We start from the raw sequence: 16,950 nt of genomic DNA, 5'->3' as shown, positions 1-16,950 counted from the left end.
CATGCAAAAGCCCGGCGATTTATCCGCCGGGCTTTTCAAAGTTAATTCACCTTTTCGACAGTCTGTTCTGCTTGTTTTGCAAAATATTCTTTAGCAAGTTGGTCAATTTCTTTTTTCAATTCTTCAACCATTGTTTCTTCAGGCACTTTACGGACGATTTGTCCTTTTCGGAAGAGCAGGCCTTCACCACGAGCTCCGGCAATGCCGATATCTGCTTCGCGAGCTTCTCCTGGGCCATTTACGGCACAGCCAAGTACTGCAACTTTAATCGGAGCTTTAATTTTTTCGATATATTCTTCGACTTCATTTGCAATGCTGATTAAATCAATTTCAATTCGTCCGCATGTTGGGCAGGAAATGAGAGTTGCGGCATTTGATGAAAGTCCAAATGCTTTTAATAGTTCTCTAGCCACTTTTACTTCTTGAACAGGATCAGCACTTAAAGAAATTCGAAGAGTATTGCCAATTCCTTTACTTAAAATGGCACCTAACCCGGCAGCGCTTTTCACGGTTCCGGCAAATAATGTTCCTGATTCAGTGATGCCGAGATGGAGCGGATAATCAAAAGTTCTTGCTGCTTTTTCATAAGCCTCAATTGCGAGGTTTACGTCAGAAGCTTTCATCGACACAATAATATCATGGAAGTCGAGATCTTCTAAAATTTTAATATGATGAAGAGCACTTTCAACCATTCCGTCAGCTGTAGGATATCCATATTTTTCTAAAATGCGCTTTTCAAGAGATCCGGCGTTAACTCCGATACGAATTGGAATCCCCCGTTCTTTTGCTGCTTTTACAACAGCTTCCACTTTTTCGCGTTTTCCAATATTTCCGGGGTTAATTCTGATTTTGTCCACCCCGCCTTCGATTGCTTTAAGAGCTAATTTATAATCAAAGTGAATATCGGCAACAAGCGGAATATTGATGCGTTTTTTTATTTCTGAAATCGCATTGGCAGCCCTTTCGTCCGGGCATGCAACACGGACAATCTGGCATCCGGCTTCTTCAAGGCGCTTTATTTCTGCAACTGTTGCTTCCACATCATGCGTTTTCGTTGTTGTCATGCTTTGGATAACAAGCTCATTATTTCCCCCGATCGTTAAATTACCAACCTTGACCGGCCGGGTTTTTGTACGATGTATAATTTCACTCAACGGTGATTCGCTCCTTTTAACATAATGGATTCGACATAATCAAAGAAAGTCCAGACAATTTTATTGTATCAGTGAACAACTTGCATTGACAAGAATCATCGTTTTTTCCAATTAGGTCATCAAAAGTTCTTTTTATTATAATCCGGAAATCTGTATGTTTTCCCTACTTGAATATCTTCTGGTTTCTTTCCATCATTTAGTAATTGAAAATGTTCAACGACTTTGGAAATAGAAACGGGGATGGGTCCATTTAATCTATTTTCAACAATTGATAACACCGTATCTCCAGGCTGTACTTGTTTTTCGAAATATGGCATGGATGGCAGCTCTGCATAGGAATCCTCAATCTTTTGTTCTTTAACAGAGGGTAGAGTTCCATGATTTAAGTCATAATAAATCACATAGATCACTAATATTCCAGCCAGTAATGCAAAAAGACGTTTCATATTGCAATCCTCCAAAAAGGGGTTTTGCCAATATGTATGCTTGTCCAAGTTTTTATAGACCTTCTTTTAAAAAATTGGAGGGATTATCAATGAAAAAAGAACGTCTATTAATTTTTTATCTCGGTCTTTTGCCATTTGTTATGGTGCTAGGGAATTCGATGCTAATTCCTATTCTTCCTGATATTCGGAGAAGTCTCAATTTGTCAGGTTTTGAAACCGGTCTCATTTTAAGCATGTTTAGCATCCCAGCAGCAATAATCATCCCTTTTATCGGATTTCTTTCTGACCGGTGGGGGAGAAGACTCATGATCCTTTTGTCACTGCTTTTCGTAATAACAGGAAGTTTCATTTGCGGATTAAGCGGGCTGATTCCTTCAAACAGAATAAGTTTTTCAGTGTTGTTAACAGGGAGAATCATTCAAGGAATTGGAGCCGCAGGCACGACACCGCTTGCTATGGCTCTCGTTGGTGATATTTTCACCGATAATCGCAGCAAAGTTCTAGGTGTTTTGGAAGTGTATAACGGTGCAGGAAAGTTGGTAGCGCCTGTACTCGGGGCTCTAGCTGCATTAAAGTCCTGGTATTTGGCATTTTATTTGTTTCCGGTAACAGCAGCAATTTCCTATTGGGGCATAAAAAAACATGTTCCAAAAGCTAAAAGCGGAAAGGATTTTTTTTCGATTAATGAATATACGATCAAAATTTTAAAAACGTTCAACAAGAAAAGGAATTTCCTTTTTCCTCTGTATCTTTCGGGAGGAGTCAGCATGTTTGTCATGTTTGGCATCTTATATTATCTATCATTCTTAATCGAGGAAACATATCAAATCGATGGTTTTTTTAAAGGAGTCACTTATATGTTTCCTCTTGGCGCTATGACGATTGTCTCTTATTGGACAGGGAAACGGCTTAAAACATGCCGAGAAGAATTGAACGGGCTTCTTTTTCTTGGAAACATATTGATGGTTGGCTGTTTCATTGCCTTAATTTTGTTTCACTCATTTTCATTTTTACTATTTTTCATAACATTGGCGTTTGGAAGTATGGGGTTTATTTTGCCGTCCATCAATATGGCTGTTACTTCATCGGTCCCGGACTCGGAACGGGGTTTTGTGGTCAGCTTGTATGGAACTTTTCGATTTCTTGGCGTAGCATTAGGGCCTGTTGTTTTTGAGAATTGGATGGATGAGGATGAAAGAATTTTTATTTATCCTGCTCTAATCCTGCTAGCAAGTTTTTTCTATTTTGTTTTTTCAAATCGAAGAGAATATTTTTCTTTGATTCAATCATTGCGCCCCGGTCAAAGATAAAAGTTTAAAAAAATTTTCCAAACAAAGCTCAATGAATAAAAAGGGAGCCATTTCCTTAAGGAAACAGCTCCGGGTTTTTGCATCTGCACTATTTGATGCGTGTTAATTTTGTTTTCGTTTTGGAACCTCTTTAATCGCAAGGAATAACACAAGAAGTGAGGCAAACCAGTTAATAAGAAATCCATTTAATACGGAAGTTTGCAGTGCTGCCATGATCGTAAAAAAGATCGTTGGCAATGTCACAGAGTATGCTGCCATTCTCCATAAGTGACGGTACTGTAAATTTTTTCCTGTCATATTCTTGAACAGAAGCCCAAATAAAGCATATATAGAAATTTCAATAAATTTCATGCCGACTGAAAAAATGTAGATAAAGATAGCCATAATCACGAGTATAATCCCTGTTACCGAGTCTAACGTATCTAAAAATTTTTGTAGGTCGGAATTTGTTATTGGAAACGTAAACATTGAATATGGATACGATTGAATATTTCCGCCTGCAACAAAAAATATTTCATTGTGCAAAAAAGCGATTGCATTGTCCTCGTTGGACAAATCGTCCTCGTTTACTTTTCCTGTACTGTCAAATATAATCGCAAAATCATCATGATTTATGATAATAGGTGCAACTTGCTGAGCCTCTAGTTTCCCATTTTCAATCGTGAATTTGGGGAATTGTTCCTTTACTGCAGTTTGGGCTGCATCTAATCCGTTTATGACAGCAGCTGAGATATAATAGACCGTCGGGATCACTGATAACAAAGTGAGAAGAAAAACATAAAGGATAGTTTTTCCAATTCCATGAAAGCGATAAAGAGAGATATCCTTCGGTGAATACAGGCTCTTAAACATTTGCTTAAAAATATTCATCACATAACACGCCTTTACAAAAAAGATTCATTATTTTATTTTAGCTATACAGCGCATATTGTACAAGTTATGCATATCTATTGATACAGGTTGGAAATTGAAAAAGCCATACCGAGGTAGTCTTACAGGAGCAAGATTATGGTAAAATATTGAGTAAAAGGGATGCTCCTCTTGCATTTTACTTTATCATTGAAGGAAGTTATGTATGGAGTACATTTATTGGGCAATTATTATTTTATTGTTTGCTGTCGCTTTTATCGGCTTAGTCTATCCTGTTATTCCGAGCGTGTTGTTTATAGCGGGCGGATTTTTGTTATACGGGATTTTCTTTTCGTTCGAACCGTTTAGCTGGTATTTTTGGTTGATTCAAGGACTGTTTGTAATTCTTCTTTTTGGAGCAGATTATATTGCCAATTTGATTGCGGTAAAAAAGTACGGCGGTTCAAAAGCAGGGGTTTGGGGGAGCACAATTGGAATTCTTGCCGGACCTTTTATCATCCCGTTTTTAGGCATTTTAATTGGGCCTTTTTTGGGAGCGATTCTTGCTGAATGGCTTGTAAATAAAAAAGATTTTAAAGATGCCGTAAAAATTGGTTTTGGTTCTGTTGCCGGTTTTATCAGCAGCATTTTTGTTAAAGGTATTATTCAAGCAATTATGATTATCTATTTTGTGTTTGCAGTTCTTTAAAAAAAGGTTGGAACTTTGATATTTATGAAAAATGACAACTATTGAAAAAACGATTAGTCTGTATAATTTTAAAAACGGAGGGAATTGTATATTTGTCTTCGTTTCATTTTTGCAGGAAACTAAAAACATGCTTCTTGTAAAAGCATTTCATTTGAAACGATTCTCCAACTTTGGTAATCTTAACTTAAAGAGCTTTAGAACTATTTTATTTTTCAGAATTATACAAATGGAAAATGTTCTAAAGCAAAATACAATTATTTTTACATAAGGAGGAAATGAAAAATGGCATTTGAATTACCACAATTACCTTATGCTTATGATGCATTAGAGCCTCATATCGACAAAGAAACAATGAACATCCATCACACAAAACACCACAACACTTACGTTACAAACTTAAACAACGCTTTAGAAGGAAACGAAGAGCTTCTTTCTAAAACAGTTGAAGAAGTCATTTCCAACCTTGATGCAGTACCTGAAGCTGTACGTACTGCCGTTCGCAACAACGGAGGAGGCCATGCAAACCATTCTTTATTCTGGCAAATCCTTTCTCCAAACGGCGGCGGTGAGCCAACTGGTGAATTAGCTGATGCGATTAACAGCAAGTTTGGAAGCTTTGAAGGCTTTAAAGAAGAATTTACAAAAGCAGCTGCAACTCGTTTCGGTTCAGGTTGGGCATGGCTTGTCGTTAACAATGGTGAACTTGAAGTGACTAGCACTCCAAATCAGGATTCACCGTTAATGGAAGGTAAAACTCCAATTTTAGGTTTGGACGTATGGGAGCATGCATATTACTTAAAATATCAAAATCGCCGTCCTGAATATATCAGTGCTTTCTTCAATGTGATTAACTGGGATGAAGTTGCTAAGCGTTACAGCGCTGCAAAAAAATAACTGAAGAAAAAGGCAGAGGGGTTTCTGTCAATTGAAAATATGTAATCAGTGAACAAAAGTACATCACTTTTTTAAGTGGTGTACTTTTTTTATTTATTTAAATTCGGCATATTATAATAATACCTTTTACAATAAATAATAATAAATATACCTTCTTTCGTTAGTAGGCAATAAAAAAACAAGGATGAAAAAAGTGGAAAAGAAATTAGCCATTATTGATATCGGATCTAACACGATTAGATTAGCTATTTACCTACATAAAGAGGAAAACGTTCTAAAGGAAGTCGAAAATATTAAGGTTTCAGCTCGGCTTCAAAACTATCTAAATTATGAACAAATATTAACTTCCGAGGGTCTAAGAATCCTTAAGGACACTTTAAAGGTTTTTAAAGAGATTGTGTCTTTGCATAATGGAACATTGATTAAAGTGGTTGCAACAGCTGCGATAAGACAGGCAAAAAATAAAGAAGAAATTAAGAAATCGATAAGGGAAGAAATTGGGCTTTCTGTTGAAATTTTATCCGGGGAAAAAGAAGCATATTATGGATTCCTTGGTATTATTAACTCAACTTGGATACAAGATGGAATAACGATTGATATTGGCGGAGGCAGCACAGAAATCACCAAATTTATTAATCGAAAAATGGTTCACTCTCATAGTTATCCTTTTGGGGCATTAACATTAAAACAACAATTTATAAAAGATAAAGTCCCTACTAGTGATGAGATGAGTAATTTATCTGCATTTTTACAATCTAAGTTTCTGGAATGTGATTGGCTAAAAAATTGCCGTCTGCCGATTGTGGGGATTGGTGGAAGTGCCAGAAATTTAGGGAAGATTGACCAGGCAATAAAGAGTTATCCCATTAATTCGATTCATCAATATGAGATGAATTTAAAAGATATTTTGACGGTAAAAGAAAAATTAACATCGTTATCCTTTTCTGAACTCCAAAACGTTGAGGGCCTTTCAAAAGAACGAGCAGATATAATCATTCCTGCCATTGAAGTGTTTCTGACAATTTATCAGGTTGTGAATGCACCATTTTTTCAATTCAGTCAAAAAGGGATTAGAGAAGGAATTTTATTTGATGAGATAAGGAACGATATTGTTAATGAACATAATAATCAGCACCTGTTAGAAAAAAATCTGCGTCAATTGGCTATTGAATACGAAATAGATTTGGAAAAAAGATATGCCGTAATGAATACAGTGAAGATGTTTTTGGATTCAATACGTAAAACAAGGATATTTGAAGTTAATGAAAATGATATACAAGATTTAAGATGCGCTAGTTTCATTTACAATGTAGGAGAATTTATTGAAAGAGATTCTGCGAGCCGACATACATTTTATATTTTATCGACCAGCAATATTAATGGAGTTTCCCACCGTGATCGTATAAAAATTGCTTTATTAGCTTCTTATCACTCAAAGGCTACTTTTAAACAAAATATTCAGCCATTTAAAGAATGGTTTACAAAACAAGACAGACAAAAATTAAGGGTCTTGGGAGCAATATTAAAATTTTCATTCATTCTAAACAGTACAAAAAGACAAATTGTCCAAGATATTCGATTTATAGAAGGAAAAGACCATATTCAACTTGAGTTTTATTGCAATAAGAGCTGGCAATTGGAACAACAGGAAGCAGAAAAACAGATCAAGCATTTAGAAAATGCTCTTGGGAAAAAGATAAATTTAGATTTTAAATTACTCAGTTAATTTTTTAAAAAAATTGTCACGAAAAATCCCAGTGGGAAAAGTGGTGAAATGGATTTGCCAGAGTTTCATGATTTCAATCAACCTGCTTACTTTAATAACCGGGAACTTAGCTGGTTAGCTTTTAATAAACGAGTCTTAGAAGAAGCACTTGATGAACGGAATCCTTTACTTGAAAGGCTCAAATTCCTGGCCATTTTTAGTTCAAATCTTGACGAGTTTTTTATGGTTAGAGTGGCTGGTCTTAAAGACCAGATAAAAGCAGGGTTCACAAAACCTGAAAATAAAGCCGGATTAACTCCTAAACAACAAGTAATGAAAATTGTGGAAATTACCCATGAACTGGTTCAAACACAATACAAGACGTTCAAACAGCTTTTATCATTGTTAGAAAAAGAAGAAGTTTCTTTTCTTCCAATTAAAGATCTTTCGAAAGAAGCATTAATTGAATTGGAACAACATTTTGATCAAGTTATTTTTCCTGTATTAACACCAATGGCAATTGATGCTTACCGCCCTTTTCCTTTATTGGCTAATAAAAGTATGAATCTTGCAGTGGTTTTATCCGATAAGAGGGAAGCATCAACACTCCCAAAAAAATTGGGAATTGTGCAAATACCAAGAGGATTTGAACGATTCGTTGCAGTTCCAAATAAAATCGAAAGTAATATGAAGCAATTTGTATTAATAGAGGACCTCATTAGCCACTTTGTCCACAAGCTGTTCCGCGGGTTGCATGTTGAATCCGTGACACAATTCCGCATTACTAGAAATGCGGATTTAGAAATACACGAGGAGGGTGCTAGAGACCTTTTAAAAGAAATCGAAGAAGAGTTGAAAATGAGAAATTGGGGAGCAGCCGTCCGGTTGGAGATATCAAAAAACTTCATTGATAAAGAAATTTTTTCTTATTTATTAAGTGAGTTGGAAATACACGAGAATGACACGTATTTTTTAAACGGTCCTCTTGACTTAACGTTTTTATTTAATTTTTATAAACAAATTGCTCCTTTCAAGGAACATTTGATTTTTGAAACGTTAATTCCCCAGCCTGCTAAGGATCTTATCAATGAAATAAGCGGTAAGAAAGAAAATATTTTTGATGTTGCTGCTAAAAAAGATATCTTGCTTCACCATCCGTATGAATCTTTTGAACCTGCTATTCATTTTATACGGTTAGCTGCTGAGGATCCTGATGTTATGGCCATTAAACAAACTCTTTATCGAGTGAGTGAAAAATCTCCAATCATTGAAAATTTAAAAAAGGCAGCTGAAAGTGGAAAACAAGTACTTGTTCTTGTTGAACTAAAAGCACGATTTAATGAGGAACATAATGTACATTGGGCAAAAGAGCTTGAAAAATCAGGCTGCCATGTTATTTACGGGAAAACATTATTAAAAACTCATAGCAAAATCACACTCATTGTTCGCAAAATGAATGGTAATATCCAGCGTTTTGTTCATTTGGGAACTGGAAATTATAATGAAGAAACAGCAAAAGTTTATACCGATTTAGGATTTATTACTTCAAATTCTGAATTCGGAATAGATGCAACCAATTTTTTTAATTATTTAAGCGGTTTTATGGAAAAGCCGGATTTTCACCATTTTTCTGTGTCTCCTTTCGATATTCGTGATGAATTCCTTAGGCTGATTGACAAAGAAATTGAGTATCATCAACAATTTTCGAATGGAAGAATCATAGCGAAAATGAATTCATTTACAGATAAGCAATTAATTATGAAGTTTTATGAAGCTTCAAATGCTGGAGTAAAGATTGACCTTATCGTTCGAGGAATATGCTGTCTCCGTCCGGGCATTAAAGGGGTTAGTGAGAATATCCGAGTCCGAAGTATTGTTGGACGTTTTTTAGAGCATAGCCGTATTTATTATTTTCATCATAACGGTGAAGAGAAAATCCTCCTTTCCTCAGCGGATTTAATGACACGAAATATGGAAAAAAGACTTGAAATTGCTTTCCCTGTTTTTAATCAAGAACTTAAGGAGAGGCTCAAACAAATATTAACCATTCTTTTAAGTGATAATGTAAAAGCACGGGAACAAGACCAATATGGAATTTATTCTTATGTAAAGAAAAATCCAAATGATGAAGATATAGACAGCCAAATGATTTTTTTTGAATGGGCATACGAAGTAGCAGATGATGAAGAATAATGCGTTTCATAAATATGGTCAAAAAGAATGATTTCTTTAAATTTTTTTAAGTGCTGACATTATTTTAGATTTTTTGGACAAATTATACAGTGAAAGGAGGATGGTTCATGTTTAAAGGAGTTTCACTTTGGGCTGGAGTCATTTCAGGAGGAATGGCACAATTACAGGACACTCAAGCCATGGCTTCTGGCAAAATGGATAAAAAAGAGTATGCTATTCAAACTTCTAAAAATCTTACCGGGAGTTTAGGCATTATGGCTGGTTTTGAATATGGAGCGATTCTTGGATCAGCCATTATACCGGGTGCAGGAACGATCATAGGGTCTATTATCGGAAGCATAATTGGAAACCGGATTGGGAATTATGCTGGATATCAGGCAGGAAATATTCTTTTTAATAATCAAATGTTGAATAATAGCCGTCTGCTGCAAAATGTAAGGCCAACGTTATCTGAAAACTAATCATTTCAAAATTTAAATTAAAAATCAAAGCTGACCCATATGTGCCAGGCACTTATGGGTCAGTTTTAATTATTTCCACAAAAAGAGGAAAGCCCTCTCCCTTTTATTGTAAAGGTGGCTTTCCCGCGATCGTATTAAAAGCATTATCACTCAATACATTTTGCACTTGACTCAGTGTTTGGGACTTTTTTATTTTGGGGATGGCTTTACTTTTAGTGTTTTTTGAAACAGGTGCTTTTCGAATATTATTTTGTATGCTATCTTCAATAAATTCTTCGCCCATCTCAGTGGCATGAGATAAACCAGATGTGTTTTTTTCGAATGGGAAATTCATATCGTCAAAAACTTGATTCATTTTTGCTTTGGTGGATTCTCCTGCATTTTTGATCATTTCTGAAAAATCCGGCAAATCCATATGTTCTTTTTCCACTTTGGCTTCTTCAACAATCGTCCCTATTTGTTTTCTAGCTCCGACTGTTAATTCTTTCACTTGATCTCCAACCGAGAGTAATGCTGCAGCCCCTTTAACTAGTACTTTTCTTGTACCTTTCCTTGCTTCAGGTGACAACGTTAAAATAACCGCTGTAGCGGTTAAAGCAATTCCCAGTGGATTGCTAAATGAAAATAAGCGCTTAAACATATATAGACCCTCCTTTTACTCTTCAATCTTTTCCAAAGCAGTTCAAAATTATCCAAAAGGCTTAAATTTTTTTTTGTAAATAAAATGTATACGGTCGTTAAAAATGAGAAAAATAACTTGTATGCCAAGACATAGGGAGGTGCGAGAAAACGATATGGAAATACATATTAAGAAAAGATCATATCATGTAATTTCTGGAAGACTAAGAATGGAGCTTTATGGGTTAAAAGATGATGCTGATGTTGCTCTTCGTTTTAAACAAGTTTTTCCCTCAATAAAAGGAATTCTCCATTTGGAAGCAAGCATAATTACAGGGAAAATTCTTATCCAATATGATGAAAGTGTTCTTAGCCTTGGTCAATTATGCTGCTTTATTTCACAATTTGAAGAAATGCTTTTTCAACATTCTTTCGAGATTAATTATGAGGATGACAGATCGTCTCGTGAGAATTATTCTTCGCTAACAGATCCTATCGCTTATTCTGAAATTGCAGCAACTTATGATTTTTCCATTGGTGAAAATGGACAATGGCGTTCACCACAAAATATCGTTGGCTCTTTTTTAAGCAAAGTACCACAAAGAGCACGTGCACCTGCAGACAATAAAGTTCCATTGCCTCTTGCTTTATCAGTTGCAGGACTTGGGATTCTAGGAATAAAGCAATTATTTTTCGGAAGATCTATGTTGGCTAGACATCCTGTTCCTTTTTATTTAGCAGCAGTTTTGTCGGTGAGCACAGGTTACCCTTTTATAAAAAGAAGACTCCAAAAGCTTTGGAGAGAAAAAAAGTTTAATTTAGATTTGCTGTTATCCGCCAGTGCTCTTGCTTTAGCCTTAATAAGAGAAAATCTGGTTGTATTAGCAAGTATAAGCTTAATCCAATATTTGAATTGGAAAAGAAGAAAGTCTGTTGAAAATGAACTACTGAATCAGGAATATATTTCTAAAGAAATTGAATCTTACAGCCGTCAGGCAACAAAGCTTGGATTAATGGGAGCAGCTGCGGCGCTGGCCGTTACCCGTAATCCGATTGTTCCCTTAGCTGTCCTGTTAGCTGCAAATCCTCGGCCAATCACTTCTTCTACAGAATATACATGGAAACAAGCAGAACATATGGCTAGGGAAAGCAAGCAGGAAATTCCTAATAATGGTTCTGTTTATCAATTGACTCAAACGAAAACGGTTGTTTTTGAGGATGTCTCACTTATTTCTACTGATGGAACTGTTCGTAAGGAGTGTGTTCCTCTTTTATCACTCTTAACAGGAAGAAATGTTGCATTTGTAAACAATGAATCCAATGTTGATCTTGATATACTGGATCAACATTTAAACGAATATGGTGTTCAATTGATCTCCCATAACGACCTTAAGATAAATCGCCGTGAAGATGTACTTGTCGTGATAAAAGATCAGGTTTGTGAAAAAAACAAAGTAATTTCTTTTTATCCGTACTGTACGTTCAATCAGTTACCCGGCATCGCAAAAACGATGCAAGATGGAAAAGATTTAAAGAAGATCATAAAACAAAATACTGCCATAACAAAACTATGGAATCTTGCAGGCTCCATCATTGCAATGCCGCTTGTCATTAGTGCACCTCTTATTAATCTGATCGGGGATGCTCTGTCACTGACGTTTATGTCCAGAGCAAAAAATTGGACAGAACGGAGATTTAAGATCTCGCACCGGACTCACGAGAATGATGTGAGTGCCGCTAAAATTTCTTGGCATTCAAAGAAAGCAGACGAAGTTTTAAGATATTTTGATATTGATAAAAATAACGGCCTTAACACCGAGCAGGTAAATAGGGCTCTTCATTTGTATGGTAAGAATCAACTTGTTTCAAAAACACGTCCTCATTGGCTGAAAACATATGCTGGCCAATTTAAGGAATTTACAACACAAGTTCTTGCAGCCACAGCACTTCTTAGTGCTTTTACAGGACATTTGTTTGATGGATTAATCATGGGCTCGATTCTTTTGATAAATGCAGGGATTGGTACAATCCAGGAAAGAAAAGCAGACAAGGCAGTGGAAACAATGAGTCAATTTGTTCCTCCTAACTGCCGCGTCGTCCGTGATGGCGTGGTGAAAGAAATTGCAGCCCATGACTTAGTCCCGGGAGATATTGTCGAATTAGAAGCTGGTGATCGAGTGCCTGCTGATCTCCGGATCATTCAATCATGGAACTTGGAAGTGAACGAATCCGCGTTAACCGGCGAATCACTCCCTGTTGAAAAGAAGGAAATGAACTTAAACGAGGACGTGCCAGTTACAGACCGATCCAACATGCTTTATATGGGCACACACATAACCCGTGGAAAAAGCAAGGCAGTGGTTGTTCACATAGGCAAAAATACTGAAATGGGGCATCTTCTATCTCTATTAACAGAAGACGAAGATCATACAACTCCGCTTCAAAAACAAGTTACGGCCATTAGCAAAAAATTTATGAAAGGTGCTCTTGCCGTTGGCGCCATTGTCTTTATTACAGGGCTATTAAGAGGAATGCCTTTAACAGAGATGGTGGCAACATCTGTTGCATTAACAGCTTCTGCTATTCCGGAAGGGCTGCCTATAACGATTACTTTTGCTCTTACAGCAGGTATATTCCGAATGGCTAAGAAAAAGGCATTGGTGCGAAAGCTGTCCGCTCTAGAGACTTTAGGAAGAGCGACAGTTATTTGTTCTGATAAAACCGGCACATTAACTAAGAATGAAATGACTGTTAAACGAATTTCAACAGTAGAAATGGAATATGAAGTAACTGGTGATGGTTATAATCCGGAAGGAACAATTATAGGAAAGGATCAGTCTGAAACATTTTGGAAAGATGTAGATCAAATATTAAGAATCGGACTGCTTTGCAATAATTCACAACTGCTTCATGAAGAGGGACGATGGAATGTGAAAGGTGATCCTACAGAAGGAGCTCTTCTATCACTTGCAGCTAAACGAGGCTTGTTAGCAGAAAACCATAACCACTGGAAACGTGTTGAAGAAATACCTTTTGACTCAAACAGCGGAAAAATGAGTGTCGTTTGCCATGATGAAAATCAAGAAGAGCAATGTTTTGTCATGTCAAAGGGATCTGTTGAGAAACTGTTGGCCAATTGCTCACACTATCAGAAAAACGGAAATATCTATCCGTTAAATGAAAAGGTTCGCACACAGATAATGGAACAAAACGATGCATTTGCCAGGCAGGCTCTGCGCGTCTTAGGTTTTGCTTACAAGAAATTAGACAAGCACGCCCAAAAAGACTGCATACAGGATATAGATAGCAAGCTTATTTATGTAGGAATGGCAGGTATGATCGATCCTCCAAAACCAGAAGTTGAAAAAAGCATTCGTGAAGCAGTGAAATTGGGAATTAAACCGGTTATGATTACCGGAGATCACCCGCTTACTGCTTTAGCCATTGCAAAACAAATCGGTATTTACAATGAAAGTGCGAAAGTAGTAACGGGCCAAGAGCTTGATATGCTTTCGGATCAAGAGTTGAAAACGGTTATCGATGACATTGCCATTTATGCTCGAGTAACTCCGGAGCATAAGCTTAGAATTGTAACGATTCTCCAGCAAAAAGGGCATATCGTTGCCATGACAGGTGATGGAGTTAATGATTCTCCTGCAATTAAAAAGGCAGATATTGGTATTGCAATGGGCCAAACAGGAACACAGGTAACGAAAGAAATGGCTGATATGGTACTAAAAGAAGACCATTTTGGTTCAATTGTTGACGGTGTTAAAGAAGGAAGAACTATTATCGGAAATATTAGGAAAGCAATTGGATGTTTGTTGAGCGGAAACCTTTCTGAAATACTTGTTACTTCTTTGGCGGTAATAGCGGGTCTGCCGCTTCCGGTCGTGCCAGTTCAAATTTTATTAATGAACATGTTGACTGACGCTTTGCCTGCTATGATCCTTGCTGTAAATCCTGGCAATAAAACAAAAGAAACAAAACGACAGGAAATAGTAGATGGCGCTTTATACAAACAAGTCATAACCCGCGGGGCCATTTTAGGGTTGGGATCGCTCGGTCTCTTTATTTGGAGCCTTGGAGCCGGTATGACATTGGATGCAGCACAAACAGTTGCATTTTCAACGTTAGTAGCAGGACAGCTGATTCAGACGTTCTCATGGAGACAAGCAGATACTGAGGAAACAATAAAAGATGTGACAAAAGACCGCTTCTTGGTAAGTGCCTTTGGAATTTCATGGCTAGCACTGCTAAGTGTTATTTATATCCCGCCATTTGCAGCAATCTTTAAAACGGCTTCCCTTCCTCTTTGGAACTGGGGCCCTATTCTTTTAGTGTCAGCAGCTTCAGCCCGGCTTGCAAAACCTTTATCAAATATATGGATAAAAAAACATATTCTTCCTATGACCGGTAATAGCAATCCGGCAGTGGCTTAATTTTGGTATAAAAACGGAAAAAAATGACTAAAAAATAAATAACGTTACGAAGGAGGTCTAATTATGCTTGAACGAAATTTACAGCGCATTGTGGTAGGCTCGGCACTTGCCATTGCAACTACAGCCTTAATTCCTGTAGTTAGAAACACTCTGCGCCCTATAATCTGGGATCTTTCAAGGCAAATGAAATATTTAATTGTTACGGCCAAAGAAGGAATTGAAGATATGGCAGCAGAGGTTAAATTTGAACGGATTCGAAAAAGCTTGGATAAAGATATATTTATCGATGGTGAGATGTATGAGGAGGAAAATCAAAATCGTATCAATTTATAGATAGAAGTGACCTTGGTTAAAAGAGGAGGAGTAGAGTGGAGAATAAGAAAGACAACGAGGTGATTATCCATTTAAAACAGGCGCTTTCGCATCTGGATGAGGCTTTGCATGCTTCCATTCGTTTAATTCGTGATGATCCTGCTTCCAAAAACACAATTGGATTCCTTTGGGAGCAGTTTTTGGGCACTTTTTTTGGCCGAGTAAGAACGATAGGCAAAGAAAATAAGATCAACCTGTTAAACCTAATTTCTTTTGCAAGGTTGAAAAAATTTTAAAAAACTATTATATAAAGGGATTGACTCTTAAAAGGTATCTTTTGGAGCAGTCTCTTAATAGAAAAAATATTTAGTTTTACGAAATATGCATATGTACTTTAGTTTTGTTAGAAACTACCCCTTAGAGTAAAAAGGGGAGTTTTTTTTATGAGTAAGTTAAAATCGTTGATTGGAGATGTTGAACTCAATAGGGATTTGACATTGCTATTATTAATCGGAGGGTTATACTCTTTGAGTATTTCACTTTCCAACACGTTTGTAAATATTTATCTTTGGAAACAATCTGGACAATTTACCGATATTGGCCTCTATAATCTTGCTATCGTTGTTTTACAGCCAATTACCTTTATACTTGCCGGCCGATGGGCTAAAAAGGTGGACCGAGTCATTGTTCTCAGAATAGGAGTTATTTTTTTAGCTTTATTTTATATTTCAGTTTTAGTTTTTGGGTCCAATGCTTCAGATTTTATTTTATTGCTCGGGGGACTGTTAGGGATTGGATATGGGTTTTACTGGCTGGCTTTTAACGTCTTGACATTTGAAATAACAGAACCGGAAACGAGGGATTTTTTTAATGGATTTCTCGGAATTTTAACTTCAGCTGGCGGGATGATTGGACCTATGCTTTCGGGATACATCATTTCCCGTCTGAAAAATTTTACAGGTTATTCTGTTGTGTTTGGACTGTCGTTAACATTGTTTTCGGCGGCAGTGTTACTAAGCTTCTTTTTAGAACGAAGACTTTCAAAGGGGAGTTATTGGTTTCTGCGCATACTTTCCGAGAGAAAATACAATAAGAATTGGCGCTTAATTACGAATGCACATTTTTTTCAAGGTTTAAGAGAGGGAACATTTGCATTTATGATATCTATGTATGTTTTTATTTCGACGGGGAGCGAATTTGCTCTCGGAACATTCGGCCTCATTAACTCAGGAATTGCGTTTATTGGATATTACACCGTTTCAAGAGTAATAAAAAAAGAAAATAGAAAAAAAGCAATCTTATTGGGTGGTATACTTCTTTATGCAGCCATATTTTTAATTGTTTTTGATATAACGTATCCAAAGCTTTTGTTTTATGCAGCCACGATTGCCATCGCTTATCCGATTTTGCTTGTTCCGTACATGTCGCTAACTTATGATGTGATCGGCAAGGGATGGAAAGCAGCTGAAATGAGAATTGAATATATTGTTGTCAGAGAACTTTTTCTAAACGCAGGAAGAATTGTCTCCATTCTCATGTTTTTGTTTTCAATTACGTTTTTTAATGAAGAAAAGAGTTTTCCGGTATTGTTAATGGTTCTTGGCGCAGGACATACATGCATTTATTTTTTTGTCAGGAACATCAATTTATCTCGCATTAATGGACAGTAAGACCTCGGCAGGGGAAGTTTTTATCTATCTACAACTTGAACGGGAGTATCCTTTTCTCCCGTTTTTTTCCGTTCAATAATTATTAAGCCAGATTGTGAAAAATTTCCGTAATAGAAAAATACTTTTAATTTATATACAATAATGATTGATAGAAATTAACGAAAGCAGGATTTCATAAGGAAGTGTG

General features: G+C 36.6%; 14 protein-coding genes. 10 read left to right on the top strand and 4 right to left on the bottom strand.

From position 1 onward, the window contains the following. Nucleotides 1-41 precede the first annotated feature (41 nt). Nucleotides 42-1,145: a flavodoxin-dependent (E)-4-hydroxy-3-methylbut-2-enyl-diphosphate synthase gene (gene ispG / locus BMMGA3_RS11365; RefSeq protein WP_185762587.1), complete on the bottom strand. Its 1,104-nt coding sequence runs from the start codon at nt 1,143-1,145 to the stop codon at nt 42-44. 128 nt (nt 1,146-1,273) lie between these two features. Further along, on the bottom strand, nt 1,274-1,600 hold the full coding sequence (locus tag BMMGA3_RS11360; protein ID WP_004435738.1) for a hypothetical protein: 327 nt from the start codon (nt 1,598-1,600) through the stop codon (nt 1,274-1,276). A gap of 89 nt (nt 1,601-1,689) precedes the next feature. Between BMMGA3_RS11360 and BMMGA3_RS11355 the strand changes: the two genes are divergently transcribed. Next, nucleotides 1,690-2,910: an MFS transporter gene (locus tag BMMGA3_RS11355; protein ID WP_004435736.1), complete on the top strand. Its 1,221-nt coding sequence runs from the start codon at nt 1,690-1,692 to the stop codon at nt 2,908-2,910. Nucleotides 2,911-3,012: 102 nt separating this feature from the next. On the opposite strand, the gene BMMGA3_RS11350 is transcribed toward BMMGA3_RS11355, so the two are convergent. Continuing rightward, the gene (locus tag BMMGA3_RS11350) at nt 3,013-3,780 is read right to left on the bottom strand and encodes a DUF1189 domain-containing protein (protein ID WP_004435733.1); all 768 of its coding nucleotides are present in this window, start codon (nt 3,778-3,780) and stop codon (nt 3,013-3,015) included. 205 nt (nt 3,781-3,985) lie between these two features. Between BMMGA3_RS11350 and BMMGA3_RS11345 the strand changes: the two genes are divergently transcribed. From BMMGA3_RS11345 to BMMGA3_RS11325, 5 genes are all read left to right on the top strand, one after another. Continuing rightward, nucleotides 3,986-4,468, top strand: coding sequence for a DUF456 domain-containing protein (locus BMMGA3_RS11345; protein ID WP_004435731.1), 483 nt, complete (start codon nt 3,986-3,988; stop codon nt 4,466-4,468). 282 nt (nt 4,469-4,750) lie between these two features. Beyond that, a complete protein-coding gene (sodA, locus tag BMMGA3_RS11340) occupies nt 4,751-5,362 on the top strand; it encodes a superoxide dismutase SodA (protein ID WP_004435726.1) in 612 nt (203 codons plus the stop codon). Between the two features lie 184 nt (nt 5,363-5,546). After that, nucleotides 5,547-7,088 carry a Ppx/GppA phosphatase family protein gene (locus BMMGA3_RS11335; protein WP_004435724.1) on the top strand — a complete coding sequence of 514 codons (1,542 nt, stop codon included), beginning with the start codon at nt 5,547-5,549 and terminating at the stop codon, nt 7,086-7,088. A 48-nt stretch (nt 7,089-7,136) separates the two neighbouring features. Next, nucleotides 7,137-9,260, top strand: a complete 2,124-nt coding sequence (locus tag BMMGA3_RS11330; protein ID WP_004435722.1) for an RNA degradosome polyphosphate kinase — start codon at nt 7,137-7,139, stop codon at nt 9,258-9,260. 107 nt (nt 9,261-9,367) lie between these two features. Continuing rightward, a complete protein-coding gene (locus BMMGA3_RS11325; RefSeq protein ID WP_004435720.1) occupies nt 9,368-9,721 on the top strand; it encodes a glycine zipper domain-containing protein in 354 nt (117 codons plus the stop codon). Between the two features lie 103 nt (nt 9,722-9,824). Here the strand turns inward: BMMGA3_RS11325 and BMMGA3_RS11320 are convergent, their stop codons facing one another. Then, complete coding sequence (locus tag BMMGA3_RS11320) at nt 9,825-10,361, bottom strand: hypothetical protein (protein ID WP_004435717.1); 537 nt, start codon at nt 10,359-10,361, stop codon at nt 9,825-9,827. A 154-nt stretch (nt 10,362-10,515) separates the two neighbouring features. Between BMMGA3_RS11320 and BMMGA3_RS11315 the strand changes: the two genes are divergently transcribed. The 4 genes from BMMGA3_RS11315 to BMMGA3_RS11300 all read left to right on the top strand — a co-directional run bounded on the left by BMMGA3_RS11315 (nt 10,516) and on the right by BMMGA3_RS11300 (nt 16,763). Beyond that, entirely contained in the window at nt 10,516-14,781 is a 4,266-nt protein-coding gene (locus BMMGA3_RS11315) for a cation-translocating P-type ATPase (protein ID WP_004435714.1), read from the top strand. 63 nt (nt 14,782-14,844) lie between these two features. After that, nucleotides 14,845-15,114 (top strand): hypothetical protein, encoded by a 270-nt coding sequence (locus BMMGA3_RS11310; protein ID WP_004435710.1) that lies wholly within the window; start codon nt 14,845-14,847, stop codon nt 15,112-15,114. Nucleotides 15,115-15,149: 35 nt separating this feature from the next. Next, a complete protein-coding gene (locus BMMGA3_RS11305) occupies nt 15,150-15,389 on the top strand; it encodes a hypothetical protein (RefSeq protein ID WP_004435708.1) in 240 nt (79 codons plus the stop codon). 147 nt (nt 15,390-15,536) lie between these two features. Further along, nucleotides 15,537-16,763 (top strand): MFS transporter, encoded by a 1,227-nt coding sequence (locus tag BMMGA3_RS11300; protein WP_004435706.1) that lies wholly within the window; start codon nt 15,537-15,539, stop codon nt 16,761-16,763. Nucleotides 16,764-16,950 lie beyond the last annotated feature (187 nt).

The sequence above is a fragment of the Bacillus methanolicus MGA3 genome (genome assembly GCF_000724485.1).
Classification (GTDB): domain Bacteria; phylum Bacillota; class Bacilli; order Bacillales; family Cytobacillaceae; genus Bacillus_Z; species Bacillus_Z methanolicus_A.
Note: the sequence above shows the minus strand (reverse complement) of the source record. Positions and strands in the feature narration are given on the sequence as shown.

Bases quoted from the DNA above. Each gene is read 5' to 3' on its own strand.
- BMMGA3_RS11360 (WP_004435738.1), bottom strand. From the start codon at position 1,600: ATGAAACGTCTTTTTGCATTACTGGCTGGAATATTAGTGATCTATGTG.
- BMMGA3_RS11355 (WP_004435736.1), top strand. From the start codon at position 1,690: ATGAAAAAAGAACGTCTATTAATTTTTTATCTCGGTCTTTTGCCATTT.
- BMMGA3_RS11350 (WP_004435733.1), bottom strand. From the start codon at position 3,780: ATGAATATTTTTAAGCAAATGTTTAAGAGCCTGTATTCACCGAAGGAT.
- BMMGA3_RS11345 (WP_004435731.1), top strand. From the start codon at position 3,986: ATGGAGTACATTTATTGGGCAATTATTATTTTATTGTTTGCTGTCGCT.
- sodA (WP_004435726.1), top strand. From the start codon at position 4,751: ATGGCATTTGAATTACCACAATTACCTTATGCTTATGATGCATTAGAG.
- BMMGA3_RS11335 (WP_004435724.1), top strand. From the start codon at position 5,547: ATGAAAAAAGTGGAAAAGAAATTAGCCATTATTGATATCGGATCTAAC.
- BMMGA3_RS11330 (WP_004435722.1), top strand. From the start codon at position 7,137: ATGGATTTGCCAGAGTTTCATGATTTCAATCAACCTGCTTACTTTAAT.
- BMMGA3_RS11325 (WP_004435720.1), top strand. From the start codon at position 9,368: ATGTTTAAAGGAGTTTCACTTTGGGCTGGAGTCATTTCAGGAGGAATG.
- BMMGA3_RS11320 (WP_004435717.1), bottom strand. From the start codon at position 10,361: ATGTTTAAGCGCTTATTTTCATTTAGCAATCCACTGGGAATTGCTTTA.
- BMMGA3_RS11315 (WP_004435714.1), top strand. From the start codon at position 10,516: ATGGAAATACATATTAAGAAAAGATCATATCATGTAATTTCTGGAAGA.
- BMMGA3_RS11310 (WP_004435710.1), top strand. From the start codon at position 14,845: ATGCTTGAACGAAATTTACAGCGCATTGTGGTAGGCTCGGCACTTGCC.
- BMMGA3_RS11300 (WP_004435706.1), top strand. From the start codon at position 15,537: ATGAGTAAGTTAAAATCGTTGATTGGAGATGTTGAACTCAATAGGGAT.